The organism is Luteibacter pinisoli, from assembly GCF_006385595.1.
In the GTDB taxonomy this organism is placed as follows: Bacteria; Pseudomonadota; Gammaproteobacteria; order Xanthomonadales; family Rhodanobacteraceae; genus Luteibacter; species Luteibacter pinisoli.
In genome coordinates, this window is the sequence record NZ_CP041046.1 from 3,255,564 (window position 1) to 3,279,823 (window position 24,260).

Consider the following 24,260-nt stretch of genomic DNA (forward strand, 5'->3'; position numbering starts at 1 on the left):
ACGTCGAAGGATCGGGCGCATTTAGCGCCATCGTCACGCGGAATACATGGGGTTTAATGCCCCCTGAAGCGAAAGCACGCGTTCGGTGGCGGTGCCTGGATATCTGAGCTATTAATGTGCCCGCCTAACGGCATTCCACGGCTAAGGAGAACCACAATGAATTTTACGCGCACCCTACTCGCCTCCGGGCTCGTCGCGCTTCTGGCAGCTTGCAGCAACGGCGCGCAGGATTCGGCGCAGGACGCACAGAAGTCCGCTTCTGACGCCCAGCAGCAGGCCGACAAGGCCCAGCAGGCTGCGGACCAGTCGCAGAATGCCGCGACCACGCAGGCCGCCGACCAGGCCCAGCAGTCGGCTGACCAGGCCAAGGACGCTGCCGCCCAGGCCCAGAACGCCGCTTCGGCCTCGACCGCCGGTGGCACGCCGGAAGCCGCGAAGGACGCTGCGTCCAACGCTGCTGACCAGGCTGACAAGTCCGCTGACCAGGCCAAGGACGCTGCGTCCAACGCCAAGGATGCCAAGGACGACTCCACCAAGAAGTAATCCGCTTCGGATGGCTTCTGGAAAACGGCCACCCCCGGGTGGCCGTTTTTTTGCCTGCCGCCTGCGGCAGCGCAGCGTTTTCCCATCGCGGCACACGGCTATCATGGTCCGATGCCTATCCTCACGTCACAGCTCGATACCCGCTCCCCCGAATTCCAGGCGGCCAGTCTGCGCCTTCGCGCGCTGACCGACGACCTCCGCGAAACGCTCAGGCGCACCGCCGAGGGCGGTGGTGCGAAGGCCCGCGAAAAGCACGTGGCACGCGGCAAACTCCTGCCGCGCGAACGTATCCGCGCCCTGCTCGACCCCGGCTCGCCGTTCCTCGAGCTCGCGCCGCTTGCCGCCCATGGCATGTACGACGATGCCGCGCCCGCCGCAGGCGTTATCGCCGGCATCGGCCGGGTGATGGGCCAGGAGGTCGTGGTGCTGGCCAACGACGCCACGGTGAAGGGTGGCACGTACTTCCCGATGACGGTGAAGAAGCACCTGCGTGCGCAGGAAGTGGCGATGGAAAACCGCCTTCCCTGCATCTACCTGGTGGACTCCGGCGGCGCCTTCCTCCCCTTGCAGGACGAGGTGTTCCCGGATCGCGAGCACTTCGGCCGCATCTTCTACAACCAGGCGCGCATGAGTGCGCAGGGCATTCCGCAGATTGCCGTGGTGATGGGTTCGTGCACCGCCGGCGGCGCCTACGTGCCGGCGATGAGCGACGAGACGATCATCGTGCGCGAACAGGGCACCATCTTCCTCGGTGGCCCGCCGCTGGTGAAGGCGGCGACGGGCGAGGTGGTGGATGCCGAGGCCTTGGGTGGCGCGGACGTACACACGTCCGTATCCGGCGTGGCCGATCATTTCGCCGAGAACGATGCCCACGCGCTGTCGATCGCGCGCGATATCGTCGGCTCGCTCAACCGCATGAAGAAGATGCCGCTGGCGGTTCGCCCGCCGCTTGAACCGCGCTTCGCCGCCGAAGAGCTCTATGGCGTGATCCCGGAAGACACCCGCCGGCCGTTCGATATCCGCGAGGTCATCGCGCGCATCGTCGACGATTCCGAGTTCCACGAGTTCAAGGCGCGATACGGCAAGACCCTGGTCACTGGGTTTGCGCACATCCACGGCTATCCCGTGGGCATCGTGGCGAACAACGGCATCCTCTTCGGCGAAAGTGCGCAGAAGGGCGCGCATTTCATCGAGCTGTGCAACCAGCGCAACGTACCGCTGGTGTTCCTGCAGAACATCACCGGCTTCATGGTCGGCCGCAAATACGAAAACGCCGGCATCGCGAAGGACGGCGCGAAGATGGTGACCGCCGTCGCCTGTTCGCACGTGCCCAAGTTCACCGTGGTGATTGGCGGTTCGTTCGGCGCCGGCAACTACGCCATGTGCGGCCGGGCCTATGGCGCCCGCTTCCTGTGGATGTGGCCGAACGCGCGCATCAGCGTCATGGGCGGCGAGCAGGCCGCCTCGGTGCTGGCGACCGTCCGCCGCGACGGCATCGAGGCCGGCGGCGGCACATGGAGCGCGGAGGACGAGGAAGCCTTCAAGGCACCGGTGCGCGACCAGTACGAACGCCAGGGCCATCCGTATTACGCCAGCGCGCGCCTGTGGGACGACGGCATCATCGACCCGGCCGATACCCGCCGCGTCCTGGGCCTCGCCCTGTCGGCGTCGCTGAACGCGCCCATCGAACAGGGACGGTTCGGCGTCTTCCGGATGTAACGGGAAATCGACATTGGCGACCGGCGTGATAATCTCGCCGGTCCATGTCCGATACCTTCGACCGCGCGGCTCCCGAGATCTTCACGCCCTCCGGCCTGAACCGACTGGTGCGCGATCTGCTGGAAGATGCCCTGCCGGTCGGTGTCTGGATCGAGGGCGAGCTCTCCAACGTCTCGCGCCCGGCATCGGGGCATATCTACTTCACGCTGAAAGACGCGAGCGCCCAGGTGCGCTGCGCCATGTTCCGCATGGCGGCCTCACGCCTGCGCTTTCGCCCGACGGACGGCATGCATGTCCTGATGCGGGCCAAGGTGGGCCTGTATGAAGCCCGCGGCGAGTTCCAGCTCGTCGCCGACCACATGGAGCCCGCCGGCGAAGGCGCGCTGCAGCGCGAGTTCGAGCAGCTGAAGGCACGCCTTGGCGCCGAAGGGCTGTTCGACCAGGACCACAAGCGTCCGCTGCCCGCGCTACCGCGTCGCATCGGTGTCATCACGTCACCCTCCGGCGCCGCCGTCCGCGATGTGCTCAGCGTGCTGGGCAGGCGCCTGGGCCTGGCCGAGGTCGAGGTGCTTCCCGTACCCGTGCAGGGCCGTGAAGCGCCGCCGGCCATCGCGGCCATGCTGCAGCGGGCCTCGGCAAGCGGCCGCTACGACGTGCTGCTGGTCACGCGCGGGGGTGGCTCGCTCGAGGATCTCTGGGCGTTCAACGACGAACAGGTGGCCCGCGCGATCTACGCAAGCGCGGTACCCGTCGTGTCCGCCGTCGGCCACGAAGTGGACTTCACGATTGCCGATTTCGTGGCCGACCTGCGCGCGGCCACCCCGTCGGCGGCCGCCGAGCTGCTCGTACCGGACGGCGCCGACCTGGCCCGCCAGCTGGAGCGCCTGCGCCAGCGCATGGCCACCCTGGTGACGCGCCGCCTGCAGTCGTCCGCCCAGCGCGCCGATCACCTGCACGCGCGCCTGAACGCCCAACGGCCCCAGGCTCGCCTCGCGCGTGACGCGCAGCGCCTGGAGGCCCTGCGCCGGCGGCTGCACACCGCGGCCACGCAGTCCAACGCCCTTCGCCGCGCCCGGCTCGATCGCCTGCAGGCCCGGCTTGCCGCGCAGCATCCGCGCCTGCGCCTTACCCCGATTCGCCTGCGCATTGGCGAACTGCGCCAGCGCATGGCGCGAAGCATGGAGCGCCGCATCGAACGCGACCGCCTGCGCGTGCAGCAGCAAGGCCGCACGCTCCACGCCGTGAGCCCGCTGGCAACGCTTGAGCGCGGCTACGCCATCGTCTTCGACCAGCGCGACGGCATCGTGCGCCGTGCGGCTGACGTGGCCGTGGGCGAGCGCGTCCGCGTCATGCTTGGCGAGGGCGAGTTGCGCCTGAAGCGCGACGACTAGCCTCACGACCACTGAACGCCTGCCGCCGGATCATGGGCGGCATGCCCGCTGAGGAGCCCGATGGCCATGCTCGAGAAGAGCTACCCCTACTACCTCGCCAACAAGGCCGTGAAGGCCAGGGCGAAACTCGATGTGATCGACAAGTACACCGGCAAGGTGGCCACCCGCGTGGCCCTGCCGGACGCCGACGCACTGGAGAAGGCGATCGCCGCCGCCACGGCGGCCGCCGGTGCGATGAAGGCGTTCCGGCCCTGGCAACGCCAGGCCGTGCTGGAACACTGCGTGGCGCGCTTTCGCGAGCGCAAGGATGAACTGGCCTACGCGCTCTGCGTCGAGGCCGGCAAGCCCATCAATGATGCACATGGCGAAGTCACCCGCCTGATCGAGACGTTCAAGATCGCCGCCGAAGAAGCGGTACGCATCAATGGCGAAACCATCAACCTGGAGATTTCCGAACGGGCCAACGGCTACCAGGGCTTTACCCGCAAGGTGCCGGTGGGCCCCGTCGCCTTCATCACGCCGTTCAATTTCCCGCTGAATCTCGTCGCCCACAAGGTGGCGCCAGCTATCGCCGCAGGCTGCCCGTTCGTCCTGAAGCCGTCCGAGCGCACGCCGCTGGGTGCGCTGATCATTGGCGATATCCTCGCCGAGACGGACCTTCCGAAGGGCGCGTTCTCCATCCTTCCCCTGGACGGCAAATCTGCCTCGCCCCTGGTCACCGACCCGCGCCTGAAGCTGCTGTCGTTTACCGGCGGGATCATCGGCTGGGATCTCAAGGCACAGGCCGGGCACAAGAAGGTGACGCTGGAACTCGGCGGCAACGCGGCCTGCATCGTGGATGCCGACCAGGCCGATCACCTCGACGCGGTGGTTGAGCGGCTGGTCTTCGGCGCGTTTTACCAGTCAGGCCAGAGCTGCATCAGCGTGCAGCGCATCCTCGCCCATGACGATGTTTACGACGCGCTCAAGCGCAAGCTTGTCGCCAGGGTCAAGACGCTGAAAGCCGGCGACCCGAAGAAGAAAAGCACGTTCCTCGGGCCGATGATCGACGAGGCCGCCGCGCAACGCCTCGAGGGGTGGACAGGCGAAGCGACCAGGGCCGGCGCGCGCCTGTTGTGCGGCGGCGGGCGCAAGGGCGCGATGCTGCAGGCGACGCTTCTTGAGAAGGTGCCTCGTGACGCCAAACTGCAGCGTCTGGAAGCCTTCGGCCCTGTGGCCATCCTTGATCGCTTCATGACGTTCGACGAAGCACTGGCCACCGTCAACGATTCCGACTTCGGCCTGCAGGCGGGCGTGTTCACCAACGACCTGCGCCATGCCATGCACGCATGGGACACCCTGGAACAAGGCGGCGTCATCATCAATGACGTACCGAGCTTCCGCGTGGACAACATGCCCTACGGTGGCGCGAAATCATCCGGCATCGGCCGCGAAGGGGTTCGTTACGCCATCGAGGACATGAGCGAGATCCGCCTGATGGTGATGCGCGACGTCTAGCCCGCGGATCACGCCGCGGGCTGCAGGCTGCCGATCAGGGTAGGAATCAGTTCGGACACCGTGGGATGGATCGGCACCGCCCATTGATAGGTATCGATCGTCGCGCCCGCGTTCATCATGTCGAGCACGCCGTGGATCACTTCGTCGCCGCCGGTGCCCAGCACCGCGGCGCCGAGGACCTTGCGGGTTTCGGCATCGGCCACCATGGTCATGAAACCCCACGTTTCGCCCTTCTCCACCGCCCGGCCCACCCGGGTCATCGGCCGCTTCGCCACGAGCAACGGACGGCCGCTGCGTCGCGCCTGCGCTTCGGTCATGCCCACGCGGCCAAGCGGCGGGTCCACGTATAGCGCGTAGCCAAGGATGCGCTCGCTCACCTTGCGATCCGCGCCGTCGAGCAGGTTGGCGGCGACAATCTCGTAGTCGTTCCACGCCGTGTGCGTAAAGGCGCCCTTGCCATTGCAGTCGCCCATGGCCCAGACCCCTTCCGCCGTGGTCTTGAGGTGGTCATCCACGGTGATGTACCCACGCTCGTCGACGGCGACGCCCGCCAGCTCAAGCCCAAGGTCGTCCGTATTCGGCCGACGCCCTACCGCCAGCAGAACGTGCGATCCGGTGACTTCCGGCGCGCCTTCGTCGCAATCCACGCCGACCATCACCTGGTCACCCCGCTTGCCCAGGCGAATGCAGCAGGCGTGGGTTCGCACCTCGATACCCTCGGCCTCGAGAAACGTACGGATCTCGGCAGAAACGTCCTCGTCTTCCTTGCCGACGAGCCGGGGCCCCTGCTCCACCACGGTGACCTTCGCCCCGAAGCGGCGGTACATCTGCGCGAACTCCAGACCGATGTAGCTCCCCCCCACCACGATGAGGTGGTCGGGCAGCACCTCCAGCGGAATGATCGTGCTGTTGGTGAGGTAGTCCACGTCGACGAGCCCCGGAAAATCGGGGACATTCGCGCGACCACCGACATTCAGGAAAACCTGCGGCGCCTCGATCGTTTCGCCGTTGACCTCGATCTGCCGCGGCCCGGTAAAGCGCGCATGGCCCCGGATCAGCGTGAGGTTCGGCATCGAGGCCAGCCAGTCTTCGTTGCCCTTGCGCGAGTTCAGGATGACTTTCTGCGCCCGCGCCGCCGCCGTCGGAAGATGGAAACGGATGGGCCCCGGGTCGGCCGCGTACTGCACGCCATATTCGCCGCCGCGTTGCGCGACACGCGCTGCGTAGGCACTGGCCACGAGCGTCTTGGTGGGCTTGCACCCCGTATTGACGCAGGTACCGCCGACAAGGTGCCGCTCGATGATCGCGACGGTCTTGCCCGCCGCGGTGAGTCGGCCGGCAAGCGCCGGCCCTGCCTGGCCCGCTCCTACGATGATGGCGTCGAACGAACGGGACATGGGGCACTCCTGTCGGATGGGGCCATGATGAGGTGATTAGCTTGAATACAACGTGCCGCCACGATTGGCTTGCAGCGAACCTCTCCAGCGCGGCCTACGCGTTGTAGTCGCAAGACAGCTGAGCGACGCGGCATTCGCCGATACCACCCGGACTGACAGCCCATTATCGTCACCCATACCCAACGCACGAAAGGATCTTCGATGAATCAGCGGGCCTACGCGAACCACGGGAGCACGCGCCTTTGCGCGGCCGGTGAAAGGAACATTGACGTGCGCGTCGGGGCGTTGGAACACAACGTCAGCGATATCCGCGAACGTCTCACGCGGATTGAGACGACGGTGGAGCACATAGCTGGCACCACCAGCGAACTAGCGCGTGTGCTGGCGGAGCTCAAGCATGAGATAAGCACCCAGGGCATCCGCGCAGAAGCGATCCGGTCCGAACTCATCAAGTGGTTCGTCGGCACCGCCCTGGTCTTCGCCACGCTCGCGTTTACGGCCGCGAAGTACACGCACTGAGGCGTGAGGGGCGCTTGAATGGTGACCCCGGCCCGATTCGAACGGGCGACCTTCCCCTTAGGAGGGGGACGCTCTATCCAGCTGAGCTACGGGGCCTGCGACTGGGAAGGATACCCTACCAGCCCGGGCGGACAGAAGGCTTCGCCCTACGCGCTGGTCACGTGACGCGTAGGGCCCGAGACAGCGAACCGACAAAGTCCACGCTTCCAACGTCATCGACAGGCGCGCGCCACCCCAGCCACGACCGCCTGTCCGTCGAAGCGATAGCCGATCACGGTGATACCGGCAACGCTCGGCGCGGATTCCACACCCTCGGTGTATCGCACACGTACCTCGTCACCGAACATCCTTCGAAGATAGGTCTTCTCCCCGATACCGCCGCCCTTGGGAGAACGGGTGCCGACCTCCTCGTAGCCCAGCAGGTTCAGATCGGTCACAACCGAGGCCAGCGCCAGCTGGCGCCGGAACGGCAGCAGGTCAATACGCAGGTCAGAACGGAACGCCATCCGCTTGTCGAGCGGAACCTGGGCGATCCAACCGGACGTCCTGCCCTGGTCGAAACGCGAAACCTCGAGCCGAACGGTGAAGCGCCCCTGCCCGTCGAAAGTACGGGTCCATATCCGGGTCCATGGATCGATCGATATGGGACGATCGGCATGCACATCGATCAGCCCTGGGAGGTCGTCGAATCCAACGAAGCCATGCCGGTAACCGGCCACCGGACAAAGCGTCTTCCAGATCGCGACGTAATCGTCGGGCGGTGTGTCGACTGATCCGGCGACGGCGCCAGCGCAAAGCGACAGCTGCAGCAAAACGGCCCCGAGCATCTTTCCCGGCCAATTCCCCATGCGCATGACACTATCCTCTCATCATGGATTCGCAGATAAAGGCATCAGGCAGCCACAGCCAGATGGAGGTGCTCGTCACGGGTGGTCGCCGGCGCGAACGATGTCGTGAGGCTTCAGGAGGGGGACGCTCTATCCAGCTGAGCTACGGGGCAATGGGCGCTAAGGATACCGTCTGCGCTTAAACCTTGTAATAGGCGCGGTACCACTCGACGAAGTTGGCGACGCCCTCTTCCACCGCCACCTTGGGCTCATAGCCCAGCTGCTCACGCAGATCGGTGACGTCGGCCTCGGTATCGGGTACGTCACCGGCCTGGAGCGGCAGCAGGTTCATCACGGCCTCGCGACCGAGCGATTTCTCAAGCGTTTTGATGTACGTCAGCAGCTCCACCGGATGCTCGTTGCCGATATTGAAGATCCGGTACGGCGCAACCCCGCTGGTGGCCGGGTCGGGCTGCATCGCATCCCACGCCACATCAACAACGGCCGGGCTGTCCATCGCCAGGACCACGCCTTCGACGATGTCATCGATGTACGTGAAGCTGCGCTTGTGGTGGCCGTGGTTGAACACGTCGATCGGCTTGCCGTCGATGATGTTCTTCGTGAACAGGAACAGCGCCATGTCCGGACGGCCCCACGGGCCATACACGGTAAAGAAGCGCAGGCCCGTGCACGGCACGCCATAGAGGTGGGCGTAGCTATGCGCCATCTGCTCGTTGGCTTTCTTCGTCGCCGCGTACAGCGTGAGCGGATGTTCCGTCGAGCGGTGCTCCGAGAATGGCATCGCGCGATTGGCGCCGTAGACCGAACTGGTGGACGCGAAAACCAGGTGCTGCACACCGTGGTGGCGGCAACCTTCCAGGATATGCAGGAAGCCGGTGACATTGCTCGCCACGTACACGTGCGGGTTCTGCGCGGCATAGCGCACGCCGGCCTGTGCCGCCAGGTGGATGACACGTTCCGGCTTGTGTTCGGCGAACAGTCGCTCCACCGCATCGCGATCGGCCAGGTCACCCTGGACGTGCGTGTAGCGCGGGTGGTCGATGAAGCGCGCGAGGCGGGCCTGCTTCAGCGTCACGTCGTAGTAATCATTCATGCTGTCGAAGCCGATGACATCGTCACCGCGCGCGAGCAGCTTCATGGCGACATGCGAGCCGATGAACCCGGCCGTGCCCGTAACCAGTACTTTCATGGGAAAACGCCCTTAAATAATTACCTTAGCATTCACAGCCGGCCGTCGATGGCTTCCTTAGGTAATATGCCTTTGATGTCATAGACCACCGCGCGGCCATTGGCCAGGGCGCGGATGCCGGCCCCGCCCATCTGGCGGAATTCATCATGGGCCACCGCCACGACGATCGCATCGTACTCGCCGGCACCGGGCACCTCGGCCAGCAGGGAAAGGCCGTACTCGACCTTGCACTCCTCCGCGTTGGCCCATGGGTCGTATACGTCGACGCGCGCGCTGTAGCCTTCGAACTCACGGACCAGATCGACCACGCGGGTGTTGCGCAGGTCCGGGCAGTTTTCCTTGAAGGTCAGGCCGAGGACGAGGATGCGGCTATCCCGGATCGCATGGCCCTTGCCGATCATCAGCTTGATGACCTCGCTGGCCACGTGGCTGCCCATCGCATCGTTGATGCGCCGACAGGCCAGCAGGATGTCGGGGAAATACCCTACTGCCTGGGCTTTCTGGATCAGGTAGTACGGATCCACGCCAATGCAGTGGCCACCGACCAGGCCGGGCTTGAACGGCAGGAAGTTCCACTTCGTGCCCGCCGCGGCGAGCACGTCGGTGGTGTCGATGCCCAAACGGTGGAAGATCAGCGCAAACTCGTTGATGAGCGCGATATTCGCATCACGCTGGGTGTTCTCGATGACTTTGGCCGCTTCGGCCACTTTCAGTGACGGCGCCTTGTGCGTGCCGGCGACGATGATTCGCTGGTACAGGGCATCGACGAAATCGGCGGTTTCCGGGGTCGACCCGGAGGTGATCTTGGGAATCGTCGTCAGACGGCGCTCGCGATCACCCGGATTGATGCGTTCAGGGCTGTAGCCCACGTGGAAATCCACGTTGAAGGCCAGCCCCGAGGTCCGCACCAGCGCGGGGACGCAGATCTCCTCCGTGGCGCCGGGATACACCGTGGATTCGTAGATCACGGTATCGCCGCGCTTCAGCACGGTGCCGATGGCCTCGCTGGCCCGGATCAGCGGGCCGAAGTCAGGGCGCTTGTGCTCGTCCACGGGGGTGGGAACGGTCACCACATAGACGTTGGCAGCGGCGATGGCGGCGAGGTCCGCCGTCACCTCAAGCTGCGACGCGGCCCGGATCTCTTCGGCCGACGTCTCCTGGGTGTGGTCCCGGCCCTCACGGAGGGCGGCGATGCGCGCGGCATCGATGTCGTAGCCAAGGGTGGGAAGGATCTTCCCGAACTCCACCGCGAGGGGCAGGCCCACATAGCCAAGGCCTACCACGGCGATTTTCACGTTATTCATTAGCCACGCCCGGGCCCACGGCTGGAAGCAAAGGGCGTCAGATTAACCGCTCGCCCGGCGCTTGACGACACCGGGCTGCGTGGGCGGCGGGGCCCTCTACCGCACTACGGAGAAGCGCCGGGGAGGCAAGGCCGGAATCAGGCTGGGGCGCTTGGCGTCGCTGCCGAACGGCCGCCACACGCCATCCGCGCCCTCGATGCCGATGCTGGCACCGCCGCCCTCGGCCGCGGCCCGGGTCACGGCGGCCGCCAGGGCGTCGATCCGCGACTCACAGCGCGTCACGATCCGCCCGCCCATGCGCACTGGCCAGCCCAGATCATCCTCAGGGAAATACGGGACCTCGTAGACGTGTGCCATGGTCAAACTCCACTTTTTTCGACAAACACAGCCTGACCATGCACTTGCGGCTGTCGTCGCACCGTCCCCGCAAGAGCATACGGCGTCCACGGCATCGTGACGTCCGTCCCGCGGCGCACAACAAGAGGTGAAGGGGGTGTTTGCTAGAATCCCGGTTTTCACCCGGGCCGTGGACGCCGTGTCCGCCCCTGCCATAGGAATTCCTCATGTCCGCCAAGATCCTGCAAGCGCTCGGCCTCAACGCGACCGAGTCCGGCACCTACCTCGGCCGCGGCGAGTGGGCCGCCACCACCGACGCCGGTACCGTCTCGCCGACCAACCCGGCCACGGGCGAGGTGCTCGCGACGGTGAACGCCTCCAGCGCAGCGGATTACGAGACGATCGTCCAGCGCGCCCAGGAAGCCTTCGCCATCTGGCGCACCACCCCGGCCCCGCGCCGCGGTGAGGCCGTTCGCCTGTGCGGCGAAGCCTTGCGCAAGCACAAGGATGCCCTCGGTTCGCTGGTCGCCCTCGAGATGGGCAAGATCAAGCCCGAGGGTGACGGCGAAGTGCAGGAGATGATCGACATTGCCGATTTCGCGGTGGGCCAGAGCCGCATGCTCTATGGCTACACCATGCATTCGGAGCGCCCCGGCCACCGCATGTACGAGCAGTGGCACCCGGTGGGCCTGGTCGGCATCGTCAGCGCCTTCAACTTCCCGGTGGCCGTGTGGGCCTGGAACGCCTTCCTGGCCGCCATCTGCGGCGATATCTGCATCTGGAAGCCCTCGCCGAAGACGCCGCTCTCGGCCATCGCGACGATGAAGATCTGCAACGAAGCCCTGAAGGAAGCCGGCTTCCCGGATATCTTCTTCCTGTTCAACGATGCGGGCACCGAGCTGGCGCAGACGTTTGTCGACGACAAGCGCATCCCGCTCATCAGCTTCACCGGCTCGACCAAGGTGGGCCGCATGGTCGGCGAGCGCGTCGCGCGCCGCATGGGCCGCAGCCTGCTTGAGCTGGGCGGCAACAACGCCATCATCCTGGACAAGTCAGCCGACCTGAAGCTGGCCATCCCGGCCATCGTCTTCGGCGCCGTCGGCACCGCGGGCCAGCGCTGCACCTCCACCCGCCGCGTCCTCGTGCACTCGTCGATCCACGATGCCGTGGTCGATACGCTGGTGAAGGCCTACGGCCAGGTGGAGCACAAGATCGGCGATCCGACCCTGGCGACCACCCTGATGGGCCCACTAAACAGTCCGGAAGCCGTCGAGGCCTTCCTCGCCGCCATCGAGAAAGCCAAGGCGGCCGGCGGCACCGTGCGCACCGGCGGCAAGGCGCTGGCTGACCGCAAGGGCAACTTCGTGCTGCCCACCATCGTCACCGGCCTGAGCAATGACGATGAGGTGGTACAGACCGAAACGTTCGCGCCGATCCTCTACGTGATGCCGTTCGATACGCTGGACGACGCCGTGGCCATGCAGAACGCCGTGCCGCAGGGCCTGTCGTCAGCCATCTTCACGCAGGACCTGAAGGCGGCAGAGCAGTATCTTTCCGCGGCGGGTTCGGATTGCGGCATCGCCAACGTCAATATCGGTACCTCCGGCGCGGAAATCGGCGGCGCCTTCGGTGGCGAGAAGGAAACCGGCGGCGGTCGCGAGTCCGGCTCGGATGCCTGGAAGGTGTATATGCGCCGCCAGACCAACACCATCAACTACTCGGACGCGCTGCCGCTGGCCCAGGGCATCAAGTTCGAGTTCTGAGCTGACAAGGCAACGCCATGGCCGACCTGCGCTCCACGGAACGTTTCTCTGACCGCGTAGAGGACTATGTCCGCTACCGGCCCGACTACCCGCGGGCGCTGGTCGACTGGCTGCACGGCCTGGGCGTGAAACCCGACTGGGCCGTGGCGGACATCGGCGCGGGCACCGGCATTTCCAGCAAGCTGTTCCTGGATGCCGGCCACCGCGTCACCGCCGTGGAGCCCAACCAGGCCATGCGTGAGGCGGCCAGCCACTGGCTGGGCGCCGAGGGCCGGTTCCATGCCGTGGACGGCACCGCCGAGGTGACCGGCCTGGCCGATGGCTCAGTGGACCTGGTCACGGCGGCCCAGGCCTTCCACTGGTTCGACCAGGCGGCGATGCGCGCGGAAGCGCGGCGGATCCTTTCCGCCCGCGGCCTCGTGGCCGTGTTCTGGAATACCCGCCGCCTCGTCGGCACGCCGTTCCTGGAAGGCTACGAGCGCCTCCTGCACGACTATGGCGTGGACTATGTCAGCGTGGCCGAGCGCTACGCGGACGACGACGCCATGGCCCGCTGGTTCGGCCACGGCTATCGCGGCATGGCCTCGTTCCCGCACGGCCAGAAGCTGGACTACGACGCGCTGCTCGGCCGGCTGATGTCGTCCTCGTACGCCCCGAAGCCCGGCCACACCAACCACGAGCCCATGCTGAAGGCCCTGCGTTCGCTATTCGAGGCGACCCAGGACGACGGCACCATCGATTTTGACTACGACACCCGCGTCTTCGCGGGCCGTCCGGACGCCTGATGTACGACCTGATCCGCCCCCTGCTCTTCAAGCTGGACGCCGAAACGGCGCACGGCCTTACGCTGTATGCCTCCGACGTAGCCCAGCGCAGCGGCTTTTCCAGCCTGGTCAACAAGCCGCCGGCCGACCTGCCGGCCACCGTGTTCGGCATCACCTTCCCCAATCCGGTGGGCCTCGCGGCCGGCCTGGACAAGAACGGTGAACACCTCGACGGCGTGGCCGCGCTTGGCTTCGGCTTCGTCGAAATCGGTACCGTCACGCCGCGCCCGCAGGCGGGCAACGAGCGTCCGCGCATGTTCCGCCTGCCCGAGCATGAAGCCGTCATCAATCGCCTCGGCTTCAACAACGGCGGCATCGATGCACTGGTACGCAACGTGGAGAAAGCCAGCTTCCGCGGCGTGCTCGGCATCAACATCGGCAAGAACAAGGACACGCCGAACGAGCGTGCCACCGACGACTACCTGCTGTGCCTTGAGCGCGCGTATCCGCTGGCCAGCTACATCACCGTGAACATCTCCTCGCCGAACACGCAGGGCCTGCGTGACCTGCAGGAAGAGGAAACGCTGCGCCGCTTCATCGGCACGCTGCGCGATGCCCAGGAGCGCCTGGCCAGCCAGCACGGCCAGCGCAAGCCCATGCTGCTGAAGATCGCCCCGGATCTGTCCGAGACCGAGCTGGACGCTATCGCCGAGGTCTTGCTGGCCTCCGGCATCGACGGCGTCGTCTGCACCAACACCACGATCGACCGCGAAAGCGTGGCCGGCCACCGCTTTGCGAGCGAGACCGGCGGCCTGTCCGGCAAGCCGCTCTTCGAGAAATCCACCGCCGTGTTGCGCGGCATGGCCCGGCGGCTCAACGGCCGCCTGCCGATCATCGGCGTCGGCGGCATCCTCGACGGCGACACCGCGGCGACCAAGATGGAAGCGGGCGCCTCGCTCGTGCAGGTGTATTCCGGCCTCGTGTACCGCGGCCCCCAACTGATCAACGAAGCGGTCGCGGAAATCCGTCGCCGTGGAATCCTCGCATGACCCTGAACAACGCGCCCGTCGATATGGGCGGCTTCACCCTGGCCTCGGATGCCCCGCTGGGCGGCCGCAATACGCTGCGCGTGGATGCGCGCGCGAAGCTGCTGGCCGAGGTGCACGACCCGATGAAGATCCCCGAGATCCTCGCCTACCCGGCCGTGAAGGCCGGCAAGGTGCTGGTGCTGGGCGAAGGCAGCAACATGCTGATCAAGGGCGATGTCGATGCCACCGTGCTGGCCATGGCCAATGCCGGCGTGGAGACGTTCGAGCGCGACGACCGCGTGCTGATCCGCGTGGCGGCCGGCGAACGCTGGGATGATTTCGTGCGCTGGTCGCTCGGCAACGGCTACGCCGGCCTGGAAAACCTGATCCTGATCCCCGGGACCGTGGGCGCCGCGCCCATCCAGAATATCGGTGCGTACGGCGTCGAAGTGGCCGAGTTTATCGACACCGTGGAAGCGTACGACACGCACGCGGGTGAATTCGTGGTGCTCGACAAGGCCGCGTGTGCTTTCTCGTATCGCGATTCCAGCTTCAAGCAGCAGGCCGGCCGCTGGATCGTCGTGGCCGTGACCTTCGCGTTGCCGCGCGAGCGCCCGCTCTCGCTGGACTATGCGGGGATCCGCGAGGAAGTGGAAAAAATGGGCGTGGCCCGGCCCACGCCGTACCACGTCGCGGAGGCGGTGGTAAGGCTGCGTTCGCGCAAACTGCCGGATCCGGCGGTGATCGGCAACGCGGGCAGCTTTTTCAAGAACCCCGTCATCGGCCAGGCCCAGGCCGAGGCGCTCGCCCTCGCCCACCCGGGCCTGCCGGTGTGGCCGCACGCGGGCAACACCGCGAAGATTTCCGCGGGCTGGCTGATTGAAGGCGCCGGTTTCAAGGGCGAACGTGACGGCGACGCGGGGATGTCCCACCGCCACGCCCTGGTACTGGTGAACCACGGAAAGGCCACGGGCCCGCAGCTGTGGGCCTTTGCGCAGAAGGTGATCGCCGGTGTGCAGGCGAAGTACGGCATCACGCTAGAACCGGAGCCGCTCATCGTCTGATGGCCCGGCTGGGATGTCACGACCCTGTAAAAGCACGGTCATAACCTCCCCGGGCGGCGTACCATCGAGGGCGTCGCGCGCCGCGACGAGGACTGATGCTTGGACACGATGACGACCGCCCCCGAATCGACCGCACCTGCGAAGACGCCTCCCGCCAAGGTCCCACCGGCGGCACCGGACGTCCCGGCGATCGACCTGAACGACCCGTCGCTGTACATCCATCGCGAGCTGGCGCAGCTGCAGTTCAACATCCGCGTGCTCGACCAGGCCCTGGATGAATCCAAACCGCTCATCGAGCGGCTGAAGTTCCTGCTGATCTTCTCGTCGAACATGGACGAGTTCTTCGAGATCCGCGTTGCCGGCCTCAAGCAGCAGATTGCCTTTGACCACGAAGTCATCGGCGCTGACGGCATCCCGCCGCGTCGCGTCCTTACAGAAATTTCTGAGATTGCGCATCGCCAGATTGAGCGGCAGTACGCGATCCTCAATGAGAAAATTCTTCCCGCGCTGGCCGACCAGGGCATCCGCATCGTCCGCCGCAACCAGTGGTCGACGAAGCAGAAAATGTGGGTGCGCCGCTATTTCCGCCATGAAGTCGCGCCGCTGATCACCCCGATCGGCCTGGACCCGACGCACCCGTTCCCGCGCCTGGTCAACAAGAGCCTCAACTTCATCGTGCAGCTGGAAGGCACGGATGCTTTCGGCCGCGATTCCGGCCTGGCCATCGTGCCGGCGCCGCGCATCCTGCCGCGCATCATCCGCCTGCCGAACGAGGTGTGCGAAGACGGCGACAACTACGTGCTGCTGTCGTCGATCATCCACGCCCACGCCGACGATCTGTTCCCCGGCATGCGCGTGCTGGGTTCGTACCAGTTCCGCCTGACCCGCAACGCGGATCTTTCCATCGACCCGGAAGACGTCGAGGATCTTGCGCGCACGCTGCGCGGCGAACTCTTCTCGCGGCGCTACGGCGATGCGGTGCGCCTGGAAGTGGCCGACAACTGCCCCAAGCCGCTGGTCGATTACCTGCTGAAGCAGTACGCGCTGGACGCCGATTCACTCTACGAAGTGAATGGCCCGGTGAACCTCGCGCGCCTGTTCGAGATGACGCTGAAGCCGGAGTACGCGCGGCTGCAGTACCCGCCGTTCGTGCCGGCGCTGCCCAAGGCGCTGGCCGATGCCGAGGACATGTTCTCGGTGATTGGCAAGCAGGACATCCTGCTTTACCACCCGTTCGAGTCCTTCTCCCCGGTGGTCGATTTCCTGCGCCAGGCGGCGAAAGACCCGCAGGTGCTCACCATCAAGCAGACGCTGTACCGCAGCGGCGCGAATTCCGAGATCGTCGACGCCCTGGTGGAAGCGGCGCGCGCGGGCAAGGAAGTGACCGCGGTGGTGGAACTGCGTGCCCGCTTCGACGAAGAATCCAACCTGAGCCTCGCCTCGCGCCTCCAGCAGGCCGGCGCGGTGGTGACCTATGGCGTGGTCGGCGTGAAGACGCACGCCAAGCTCGCCTACGTGCAGCGCCGCGAGAACGGCAAGCTGGTGAGCTACGCGCACCTGGGCACGGGCAATTACCACTCGGGCAATGCGCGCCTTTACACCGACTACAGCCTGCTCACGTCGGACGAAGCCCTGTGCGATGACGTGCACAAGCTGTTCCGCCTGCTCACCGGCATGGGCAAGGCACTGAAGATGAAGCGCATGCTGTATGCGCCGTTCACGCTGAAAAAGACCCTGCTCGACCTCATTGCACGCGAAGCCACCAACGCGCTGGCGGGCAAGAAGGCTGAGATCGTGTGCAAGCTCAACGCCATCACCGACCCGAAGATCATCCGTGCGCTGTACCGCGCCAGCCAGGCCGGCGTAAAGATTGACCTGATCGTGCGCGGCATGTGCTGTCTGCGCGGCGGCGTGCCGGGCGTGTCGGACAATATCCGCGTGCGTTCGGTAGTGGGCCGCTTCCTGGAGCACAGCCGCGTCTACTGGTTCCACAACGACGGCGAGCCGGCGTTGTACCTGGCCAGCGCGGACATGATGGAGCGCAACCTGGACCGCCGCGTCGAGACCTGCTTCCCGATCGAGGGGAAGAAGCTGCGCCAGCGCGTTCGCAAGGAGCTGGATCTCTACCTGGCGGACAACCACTCGGCCTGGATGCAACAGCCGGATGGGACATACGTTCTACCGCAGCCGTCCCCGGGGGCCCCGGTGCGCGACGCCCAGGCCCAGTTGCTGGAACGCTTCGGGGGGCTCACCGTCCTGCCACCCGTGCGGCCCTAGGGCCTTCACCTAGCCCGAACGGCAGAGCAGACACACTTTCGGCAGCAGTGCACAATGTAGGTGCTGTTGAGGGGAGACGGCGCATCATCTGATTGCATCGGATCCAGGCCGCGCGCCATGGGCGCGCCGCGGTGTCTTCGCAGGATTCGGGCATGGTTGAGCAGGGGCAGCGTTCTTGGGCTTTCCGCCTTTTGGGGGCGGTGGCTTGCTGCGTCCTTTTTGCCGTGGCGGGCATCGCCCATGCGGCTCCCACGCTGAGCGGCAACTACCGGGACGTGCACCCCGGTGACGAGCCCGCCAAGGTGCTCGCCGAAGCCTGGACAGCCCCCCTGCCCGCCTTTGATCCCGCGCGGATGCAGCTATTCCCCACCAGCGGCGCCGGTACATGGGTCATCGTGCGCGCCCTGCCGCCGTGGACCACCGGCGAGCGCGTGCTCAGCATCCACAACCCGGGCGCGGGCAAGGTGAGCCTTTACTACGCGCCCGATGACAGGGTGACCACGGCGCTGGACGACTTCGGCCCACCCTTGCATGGCCACGGTCGCGTGGCCTTCGCCATCCCCGCTTCCATCCCCGACTCACGCCCGCTGCTGCTGAAGTTCGAGCCCAGCGACAAGGCCCCCGGCGCCGTCACCATCAGCGTGGATAGCTGGCCGGATTACCTGGGCGACGATGCGACCTGGCTGGTCTTCGCCACGGCGTGTTTCGCCATCATGCTCACCATGGCACTGATGGCGTTGTGCTTTGCCCTGATCCTGCGCGACATGACATTCGGCTGGTATGCCGCGTACCTGGTCTGCTACGCGCTGATCCAGGGCCTGAAGTCCGGGTTTGTTTTCCATCCGCTGGAACTGCAGATGCTGGCTGGGCTCGGCGATTCGCTGGGCACCGCGGCCACGGCGTTGTCGGTGTCCTTCGCGGCCCTGTTCATGCTGCGGTTCTGCAAAGCGGACGATTACGTACCGCTGCTACGCACGCCCGTGCTCGCCTTCGCCCTGGGCATGCCGGTGATCGCCACCCTGCAGATGACGGGCGTGTCGATCCTTGTGAGTACCGCGCACCTGCTGCTGCAGCCCCTGCTCCTTCTCGGCGCGGTGCTCCTGCTCGTGGCCGGCGCGATCGCCGCGGCGCGCGGCTCCCGCCATGCGTGGTTCTTCCTCGTCGGCTGGACGCCCCTGCTGTTGCTGACCGCGCTGTGCGGCGCGCAGTTGCAAGGCATGTTTGCCGGGGCTCCGTGGCTTCCCGACGCGGCCATCGCGATGGGCGCGTTCGAGGCCATCGTGTTGTCCATCGGCCTTTCCGATCGCGCGCTGACGATTCGCCATGATCGTGACAAGGCGCGCCAGCTCGCCGATGCCGATCCGCTCACCGGCGTGCTGAACCGCCGCGCATGGACCGACGCCGCGCTCGCCACGCTGGAGGAAGGCATGGGACGCCCCGTGGCGCTGCTGTTCCTCGACCTGGATCACTTCAAGTCACTGAACGACCGCCATGGCCACGCCGCCGGCGACCGCGCCCTGGTGGCGATGGCGGGTGCGCTGCGCCACGAACTGCGCCCGAGCGACCTGCTGGGCCGTTATGGCGGCGAGGAATTCGTGGCACTGCTCCGCGGCGCAGAGCGCGAGCACGCCGTGCAGATCGCGACGCGCCTGTGCCGTCGCGTGAGCCGGCTCGACGTGCACGTGGGTGGCAACGAGATGCTCACGGTATCCATCGGCATTGCCATGCGCACGCCGGCGGATACCGTGCAGTCACTGATCGAGCGCGCCGACCAGGCCATGTACGCGGCCAAACTGGGCGGCCGTAACCGCGTCGTCTGCTCCGGCCCCACGGCCCCTACCCTGGTCCGCAGCAAGGCCGTCCCCACCAAGTAGGCGGGAATCAGGCCAGTTCGCTGGCCGCGGCGACCACGTCGTCGTCGCCCGGCAACACCAGGAACGCGGCCCCCGCCAGCGGGGTGAACGTATCCGCGCCCACGACGCGGCGGAGCGGCACGGCACCGAGCCCGGCTTCGACGATCGCCGTGATCACGCCTTCGCCCACGCCGGCACTCTTGCGGCCTTCATCCACCACGAGGATGCGCTTCGCGCCCTTCGCCTGGGCCGCGATGAACGCGTCGTTGAGCGGCACGAGCCAGCGCAGGTCGATCACCCGGACCTTCCAGCCGCGCTCGGTTTCGATGCGCCGCGCCGCACGCAGGCTCATCGGCACGCCGTTGCCGAAGGTGAAGATCACCAGGTCGTCCGCGCCGTCGTTATAGACACGCCCTCCGCCCAGGGCGAGCGCCTCCCCCGGGGCCGGGTAGGCGAACTGCCACTGGCCATCGCCGGCCTCGTACAGGTCCTTCGTCATGTACAGCGCGATGGGCTCGAGGAATGCGGTAACGCGTCCGTCGACCTTGGCCAGTGCCGCGAGGGTACGCAGCATCATCGCCGCGTCGTCGCCGCGGCTGGGGCAGCCCACGACCAGGCCGGGAATGTCGCGCAACGCGGTGATCGAATTGTCGTTATGGAAGTGGCCGCCGAAACCACGCTGGTAACCCAGCGAGGCCACACGCATCACCATCGGATTGCGGTACTGGTCGTTGGAGAAGAACTGCAGCGAGGCCGCTTCACCGCGGATCTGGTCACAGGCGTTGTGGAAGTACGCCAGGTACTGGATCTCGGGCAGCGGCAGCATGCCCATGTTGGCGTAACCCTGGGCGAGGCCCAAGATCATCGTTTCATCCAGCAGCGTGTTGAACACGCGGGTGTTGCGGAAGGCTTTGTGCAGGCCCTTCGTCACCGTGTACACGCCGCCCTTCTGGGCAACGTCTTCACCGAACAGAAGGCTCTCCGGATACTTCGCCATGAGGTCGTGCAGCGCCATGCCAATCTGGATGGCGAGATGACGCGGTGCCTGCTTCTCCGGGAGCTTCTCCGCACCACCGAAGACGCGCTCGCGCTCGGCCGCATCACCGGCACGCTGGGCTTCCGCACGCACCGCATCCGGCGTGTAGGGCGCCAGCGGCTTCATCACATCGTCGAGGCGGGTCAGCCGCGGACGGCGGTCGGCATCTTCGGCGGCTTCGAAGCAGCGCTTGCGGATGCTGTCGTACAGGCCGAGCAGGCTTTCACGATCGTACAGGCCCGAGGCGAGCGCGATGGTGGCGCTACGCAGCAACGGGTCGGTGGCCTCCAGTGCCACGAGTTCTTCCACCGAGCGCCATTCGATCTCGAAATCGGTGCCCGCATGGCCCATCACACGCGTGGTGTTCAGGTGCAGGAACGTGGGACGTCGCGTCGTCCGGCAATGCTCGACGGCACGCTGCACGCCAGCGTAGCCGCCGGCGAGGTCGAGGCCATCCGCATAGAAATAATCGAGGTTGGAGCGACGCTCGAAGTTGCTGGCCACCCAGCCCGACGGCGTCTTCACCGAAATGCCGATGCCGTTGTCTTCGCAGACGAACAGCACGGGTGCGGGCAGCTTCTGGTAAGCCGTCCAGGCAGCGGCATTGAAGGCCGTCTGGGCGGTGGCATGGTTCGACGAGGCATCACCGAACGAGCAGATGGTGATCGAATCGTCCGGGATCGGCAGCGCATGGCGGATACGCTTGCCCTGTTCAATGGCGATCGCCGTACCCAACGCCTTCGGAAGGTGCGAGGCGATGGTGGATGTCTGCGGAAGCACCCACAACGGCTTGCTCCCCCACACCTTGTGACGGCCACCCGAGGCCGGGTCTTCGCTGCTGGCGGCGAACGACAGCGCGGAATCCATCACCGGATCCATGCCGGGCAGCTTGCGGAAGCGCTCGGCCATGAAGCCGCCGCTTCGGTAATGCAGGAACGCCGGATCGGTGTGCCGCGTGGCGCGGGCCACCATCGCGTTGCCTTCATGGCCGGACGAACCGATGGTGTAGAACACCTTGTTCTGCACGCGCAGGACGCGTGCCATCAGGTCGAGGTGGCGGCTGATCAGCTGCGATTCGAGCAGTTCACGAAAGCCGCGCGCATCCAGCGTGCTGCCCGGGAGTACCGGCTCGTCGTCGCGCGGCGGCGTGGCCACGTCGCCGCGCCAGAACTGCACGAATTCAACGAAGTTCTGGTCAACGATCTCGGCGCGGTTGAAGCCCTTGTGGCGGGCGGCGATGGAATGCGGGACGGACATGATGTGCTCTGCGAAAAAAGGTCAGGCGGCCATTGCCGAGAAGCGCGGCTGTGAGCGCACGCGCTCCAGCCAGGCGGTGACACGGGGCCATCGGGACAGGTCGAAGCCGCCATCGGCGGCGCAATGCGTATAGGCGAACAACGCCATGTCGGCGACGCCAAAGGCGCCGCCACTGAAAAAGGATTCGCTTCCGATGTGCTGCTCCATGACGTCCAGCGCCTGTGCGCCGCGCTCGATCAGGCGCGGCACCTCGGCCTGCCGTGCATGGTCGCCTGGCAGCCAGCGGCGGACGAACCGCGCCACGGCGATGTACGGCTCATGGCTGTACTGCTCGAAGAACAGCCATTGCAGCGTGCGCGCGCGATCCCACGCATCCGCCGGCAGGTAAGGCGTGCCCTCCGCGAGATAGCAGAGGATCGCGTTCGACTCCGCAAGCCGCCGCCCGTCGTCGAGCACCAGCAGGGGCACCTTTCCGTTCGGGTTAAGGGCGAGGTATTCGGGTGTGCGCGTCGCGCCCTGCGTACTGTCGGTGTCCACCCAGCGGTAAGGCTGCCCGAGCAGTTCCAGGAGGAGCTGCACCTTGTAACAGTTGCCCGACGAGCGCAGGCCGTACACGGTGGGAATCGAAGGTGTGCTCTGGCTCACGATGTACTCCGGCGAAGAAGGATCAGCGGCGACGCGCGAACCATTGCTCACGCGTCTGCCCCCACAGGTCGACGACGTCGCCCTCGAACGGTGCCGGCAGCGTGCCTGGGCCCAGCAAGGTGGACCCCAGCTTCTTCGCCACGCTGATTGATGGAGGCGACGTTGTCCGGGTTGATCGAATGGATCACCTGGTCCAGCCCAGCGTGTCGAACGCCCAGTCCATGGACGCTGCCGCGCCTTCGGTGGCGTAGCCCTTGCCCCAGGTCTCACGCAGCAGGCCCCAGCCAATCTCATCCCCCGGCCAGCCTTCCGGATGCCAGGGCCCGAGGCGACCGACCCAGCGACCCGAGGCGCGCTCGATCACCGAGAACATGCCGAAGCCGAGGATGCTCCACGAGCCCGCCATGGTCATGAAGTTGCGCCAGGCCACGGCGCGCGGCTGCGGCCCGCCCAGGAAGCGATTAACTTCCGGGTCGGCCATGCAGGCGGCCCACGCGTCGAAATCCTCCGCCGCCGTGGGTCGAAGGATCAGCCGGTCGGTCTCGATGCGCGGTCCGTGCATGGCCCGGATCAGAACGCGTTGATGCCGGTGAGCTCGCGGCCGACCACCAGCTGGTGCACGGTTTCCGTGCCTTCGTAGGTGATGACCGATTCCAGGTTCAGCGCGTGGCGGATCGCGGAATGCTCCGTGGTGATACCGGCACCACCGAGGATGTCGCGGCAATCACGGGCGATATCCAGGGCCATGCGCACGTTGTTCCACTTCGCCAGCGACACCTGGGTGGGCTGCAGGCGACCTGCATCCTTCAGGCGGCCCAGCTGCAGCGAGATCAGCTGCGCGGCGGTAATGCGGCGGGCCATGTCGGCCAGGCGCACCTGCACGGCCTGGTTGGCGGCCAGCGGGCGGCCGAACAGGATGCGCTGGGACGAGTAGTCGAGCACTTCCTTCAGGCAGGCCTGGGCGGCACCGATCGGGCCCCAGGTGATGCCGTAGCGGGCCTGGGTAAGGCAGCCGAGCGGGCCCTTCAGGCCCTTCACCTTGGGCAGGCGCGCGCTGTCGGGCACGCGCACGTCGTCGAAGAACAGCGCCGAGGTCACCGAGGCGCGCAGGCTCATCTTCTTGTGCACCACCTGGGCGGCGAAGCCCTTGGTATCGGTCGGCACGATGAAACCCTGGATGCCGTCGTCCGTCTGCGCCCACACGATGGCGATGTGCGCGAGGTTGCCGTTGGTGATCCACATCTTGGCGCCGTTGATGACCCAGTCGTCGCCATCGCGGCGCGCCAGGGTCTTCATGTTCGCCGGATCCGAACCACCGTGCGGCTCGGTCAGGCCGAAGCAGCCGATGACTTCACCTGCCGCCATGCGCGGCAGGTATTCGCGCTTCTGCTCTTCCGAGCCGTAGGCGAAGATCGGGTACATGCACAGCGAGCTCTGCACCGAGGCGAAGCTGCGCAGGCCGGAATCGCCGCGCTCGAGTTCCTGGCAGATCAGGCCGTAGCTGACACCGTTCATGCCGGCGCAGCCGTATTCCTCGGGCAGGGTCGCCCCGAGCAGCCCCAGGGCGGCAATCTCGGGCACGAGTTCCGACGGGAAGCGGGCCTGGTCAAAGGCGTCGCCGATGATCGGCAGCACCTTTTCGTCGACAAAGCGGCCGACGGCATCCTGCACCATGCGTTCTTCATCCGTCAGCAGCGAACGGACGTCATAGAGATCGAGCGGGTCGAGACGGTGGGCCATGCGGATACTCGTGGGCGGGGACCGGAAAGCCCCTGATTGTAGACCCGTGTGAAGACCGGGTCATGCCGGGGCGCAGCAAACCCCATGGTG

The 24,260-nt window shown here is 66.3% G+C and carries 19 protein-coding genes, 1 tRNA gene and 1 pseudogene; 11 read left to right on the plus strand and 10 right to left on the minus strand.

Annotation, left to right across the window (positions count from 1 at the left end; genetic code table 11):
- The first annotated feature begins 156 nt into the window (after positions 1 to 156).
- The 4 genes from FIV34_RS14845 to FIV34_RS14860 all read left to right on the plus strand — a co-directional run bounded on the left by FIV34_RS14845 (position 157) and on the right by FIV34_RS14860 (position 5,150).
- Positions 157 to 543, plus strand: coding sequence for a hypothetical protein (locus FIV34_RS14845; protein ID WP_139984067.1), 387 nt, complete (start codon positions 157 to 159; stop codon positions 541 to 543).
- Between the two features lie 111 nt (positions 544 to 654).
- Positions 655 to 2,262 (plus strand): carboxyl transferase domain-containing protein, encoded by a 1,608-nt coding sequence (locus tag FIV34_RS14850; RefSeq protein ID WP_139984069.1) that lies wholly within the window; start codon positions 655 to 657, stop codon positions 2,260 to 2,262.
- Between the two features lie 44 nt (positions 2,263 to 2,306).
- Complete coding sequence (gene xseA, locus FIV34_RS14855) at positions 2,307 to 3,653, plus strand: exodeoxyribonuclease VII large subunit (RefSeq protein ID WP_139984071.1); 1,347 nt, start codon at positions 2,307 to 2,309, stop codon at positions 3,651 to 3,653.
- A 66-nt stretch (positions 3,654 to 3,719) separates the two neighbouring features.
- A complete protein-coding gene (locus FIV34_RS14860; RefSeq protein WP_139985978.1) occupies positions 3,720 to 5,150 on the plus strand; it encodes an aldehyde dehydrogenase family protein in 1,431 nt (476 codons plus the stop codon).
- 8 nt (positions 5,151 to 5,158) lie between these two features.
- Here the strand turns inward: FIV34_RS14860 and FIV34_RS14865 are convergent, their stop codons facing one another.
- Positions 5,159 to 6,547 (minus strand): FAD-containing oxidoreductase, encoded by a 1,389-nt coding sequence (locus FIV34_RS14865; protein ID WP_139984073.1) that lies wholly within the window; start codon positions 6,545 to 6,547, stop codon positions 5,159 to 5,161.
- Positions 6,548 to 6,748: 201 nt separating this feature from the next.
- On the opposite strand from FIV34_RS14865, the gene FIV34_RS14870 reads away from it, so the two are divergent.
- On the plus strand, positions 6,749 to 7,066 hold the full coding sequence (locus FIV34_RS14870) for a hypothetical protein (protein WP_139984075.1): 318 nt from the start codon (positions 6,749 to 6,751) through the stop codon (positions 7,064 to 7,066).
- 19 nt (positions 7,067 to 7,085) lie between these two features.
- Here FIV34_RS14870 and FIV34_RS14875 read toward each other — a convergent pair.
- The 5 genes from FIV34_RS14875 to FIV34_RS21015 all read right to left on the minus strand — a co-directional run bounded on the left by FIV34_RS14875 (position 7,086) and on the right by FIV34_RS21015 (position 10,764).
- Positions 7,086 to 7,162: transfer RNA gene (locus FIV34_RS14875), tRNA-Arg, on the minus strand.
- A 116-nt stretch (positions 7,163 to 7,278) separates the two neighbouring features.
- Positions 7,279 to 7,920 carry a hypothetical protein gene (locus FIV34_RS14880; RefSeq protein ID WP_139984078.1) on the minus strand — a complete coding sequence of 214 codons (642 nt, stop codon included), beginning with the start codon at positions 7,918 to 7,920 and terminating at the stop codon, positions 7,279 to 7,281.
- Positions 7,921 to 8,092: 172 nt separating this feature from the next.
- A complete protein-coding gene (locus FIV34_RS14885) occupies positions 8,093 to 9,103 on the minus strand; it encodes an NAD-dependent epimerase (protein ID WP_139984080.1) in 1,011 nt (336 codons plus the stop codon).
- A 32-nt stretch (positions 9,104 to 9,135) separates the two neighbouring features.
- Complete coding sequence (gene tviB / locus FIV34_RS14890) at positions 9,136 to 10,407, minus strand: Vi polysaccharide biosynthesis UDP-N-acetylglucosamine C-6 dehydrogenase TviB (RefSeq protein WP_139984082.1); 1,272 nt, start codon at positions 10,405 to 10,407, stop codon at positions 9,136 to 9,138.
- Positions 10,408 to 10,503: 96 nt separating this feature from the next.
- Positions 10,504 to 10,764, minus strand: a complete 261-nt coding sequence (locus FIV34_RS21015) for a DUF2188 domain-containing protein (RefSeq protein WP_170207637.1) — start codon at positions 10,762 to 10,764, stop codon at positions 10,504 to 10,506.
- Positions 10,765 to 10,970: 206 nt separating this feature from the next.
- On the opposite strand from FIV34_RS21015, the gene amaB reads away from it, so the two are divergent.
- The 6 genes from amaB to FIV34_RS14925 all read left to right on the plus strand — a co-directional run bounded on the left by amaB (position 10,971) and on the right by FIV34_RS14925 (position 19,513).
- Positions 10,971 to 12,506, plus strand: coding sequence for an L-piperidine-6-carboxylate dehydrogenase (amaB, locus tag FIV34_RS14900; RefSeq protein WP_139984086.1), 1,536 nt, complete (start codon positions 10,971 to 10,973; stop codon positions 12,504 to 12,506).
- A gap of 17 nt (positions 12,507 to 12,523) precedes the next feature.
- The gene (locus FIV34_RS14905) at positions 12,524 to 13,291 is read left to right on the plus strand and encodes a class I SAM-dependent methyltransferase (protein ID WP_139984088.1); all 768 of its coding nucleotides are present in this window, start codon (positions 12,524 to 12,526) and stop codon (positions 13,289 to 13,291) included.
- Positions 13,291 to 14,319 (plus strand): quinone-dependent dihydroorotate dehydrogenase, encoded by a 1,029-nt coding sequence (locus FIV34_RS14910; RefSeq protein ID WP_139984090.1) that lies wholly within the window; start codon positions 13,291 to 13,293, stop codon positions 14,317 to 14,319. The genes FIV34_RS14905 and FIV34_RS14910 overlap by 1 nt, the downstream gene beginning before the upstream one ends.
- Positions 14,320 to 14,342: 23 nt before the next feature.
- Positions 14,343 to 15,362, plus strand: a complete 1,020-nt coding sequence (gene murB / locus FIV34_RS14915) for a UDP-N-acetylmuramate dehydrogenase (RefSeq protein ID WP_139985980.1) — start codon at positions 14,343 to 14,345, stop codon at positions 15,360 to 15,362.
- A gap of 108 nt (positions 15,363 to 15,470) precedes the next feature.
- On the plus strand, positions 15,471 to 17,639 hold the full coding sequence (gene ppk1, locus FIV34_RS14920; protein WP_139984092.1) for a polyphosphate kinase 1: 2,169 nt from the start codon (positions 15,471 to 15,473) through the stop codon (positions 17,637 to 17,639).
- A gap of 152 nt (positions 17,640 to 17,791) precedes the next feature.
- Entirely contained in the window at positions 17,792 to 19,513 is a 1,722-nt protein-coding gene (locus FIV34_RS14925; protein WP_139984095.1) for a sensor domain-containing diguanylate cyclase, read from the plus strand.
- Between the two features lie 7 nt (positions 19,514 to 19,520).
- On the opposite strand, the gene FIV34_RS14930 is transcribed toward FIV34_RS14925, so the two are convergent.
- The 4 genes and pseudogenes from FIV34_RS14930 to FIV34_RS14945 form a co-directional block, all read right to left on the minus strand.
- Positions 19,521 to 21,785 carry a thiamine pyrophosphate-dependent enzyme gene (locus FIV34_RS14930; protein ID WP_139984097.1) on the minus strand — a complete coding sequence of 755 codons (2,265 nt, stop codon included), beginning with the start codon at positions 21,783 to 21,785 and terminating at the stop codon, positions 19,521 to 19,523.
- Between the two features lie 21 nt (positions 21,786 to 21,806).
- On the minus strand, positions 21,807 to 22,430 hold the full coding sequence (locus FIV34_RS14935; protein WP_211352641.1) for a glutathione S-transferase family protein: 624 nt from the start codon (positions 22,428 to 22,430) through the stop codon (positions 21,807 to 21,809).
- A 22-nt stretch (positions 22,431 to 22,452) separates the two neighbouring features.
- Positions 22,453 to 22,992 (minus strand): annotated as a pseudogene (locus FIV34_RS14940) (GNAT family N-acetyltransferase).
- A gap of 8 nt (positions 22,993 to 23,000) precedes the next feature.
- Positions 23,001 to 24,170 carry an acyl-CoA dehydrogenase family protein gene (locus tag FIV34_RS14945; protein ID WP_139984099.1) on the minus strand — a complete coding sequence of 390 codons (1,170 nt, stop codon included), beginning with the start codon at positions 24,168 to 24,170 and terminating at the stop codon, positions 23,001 to 23,003.
- Between the last annotated feature and the right edge of the window lie 90 nt (positions 24,171 to 24,260).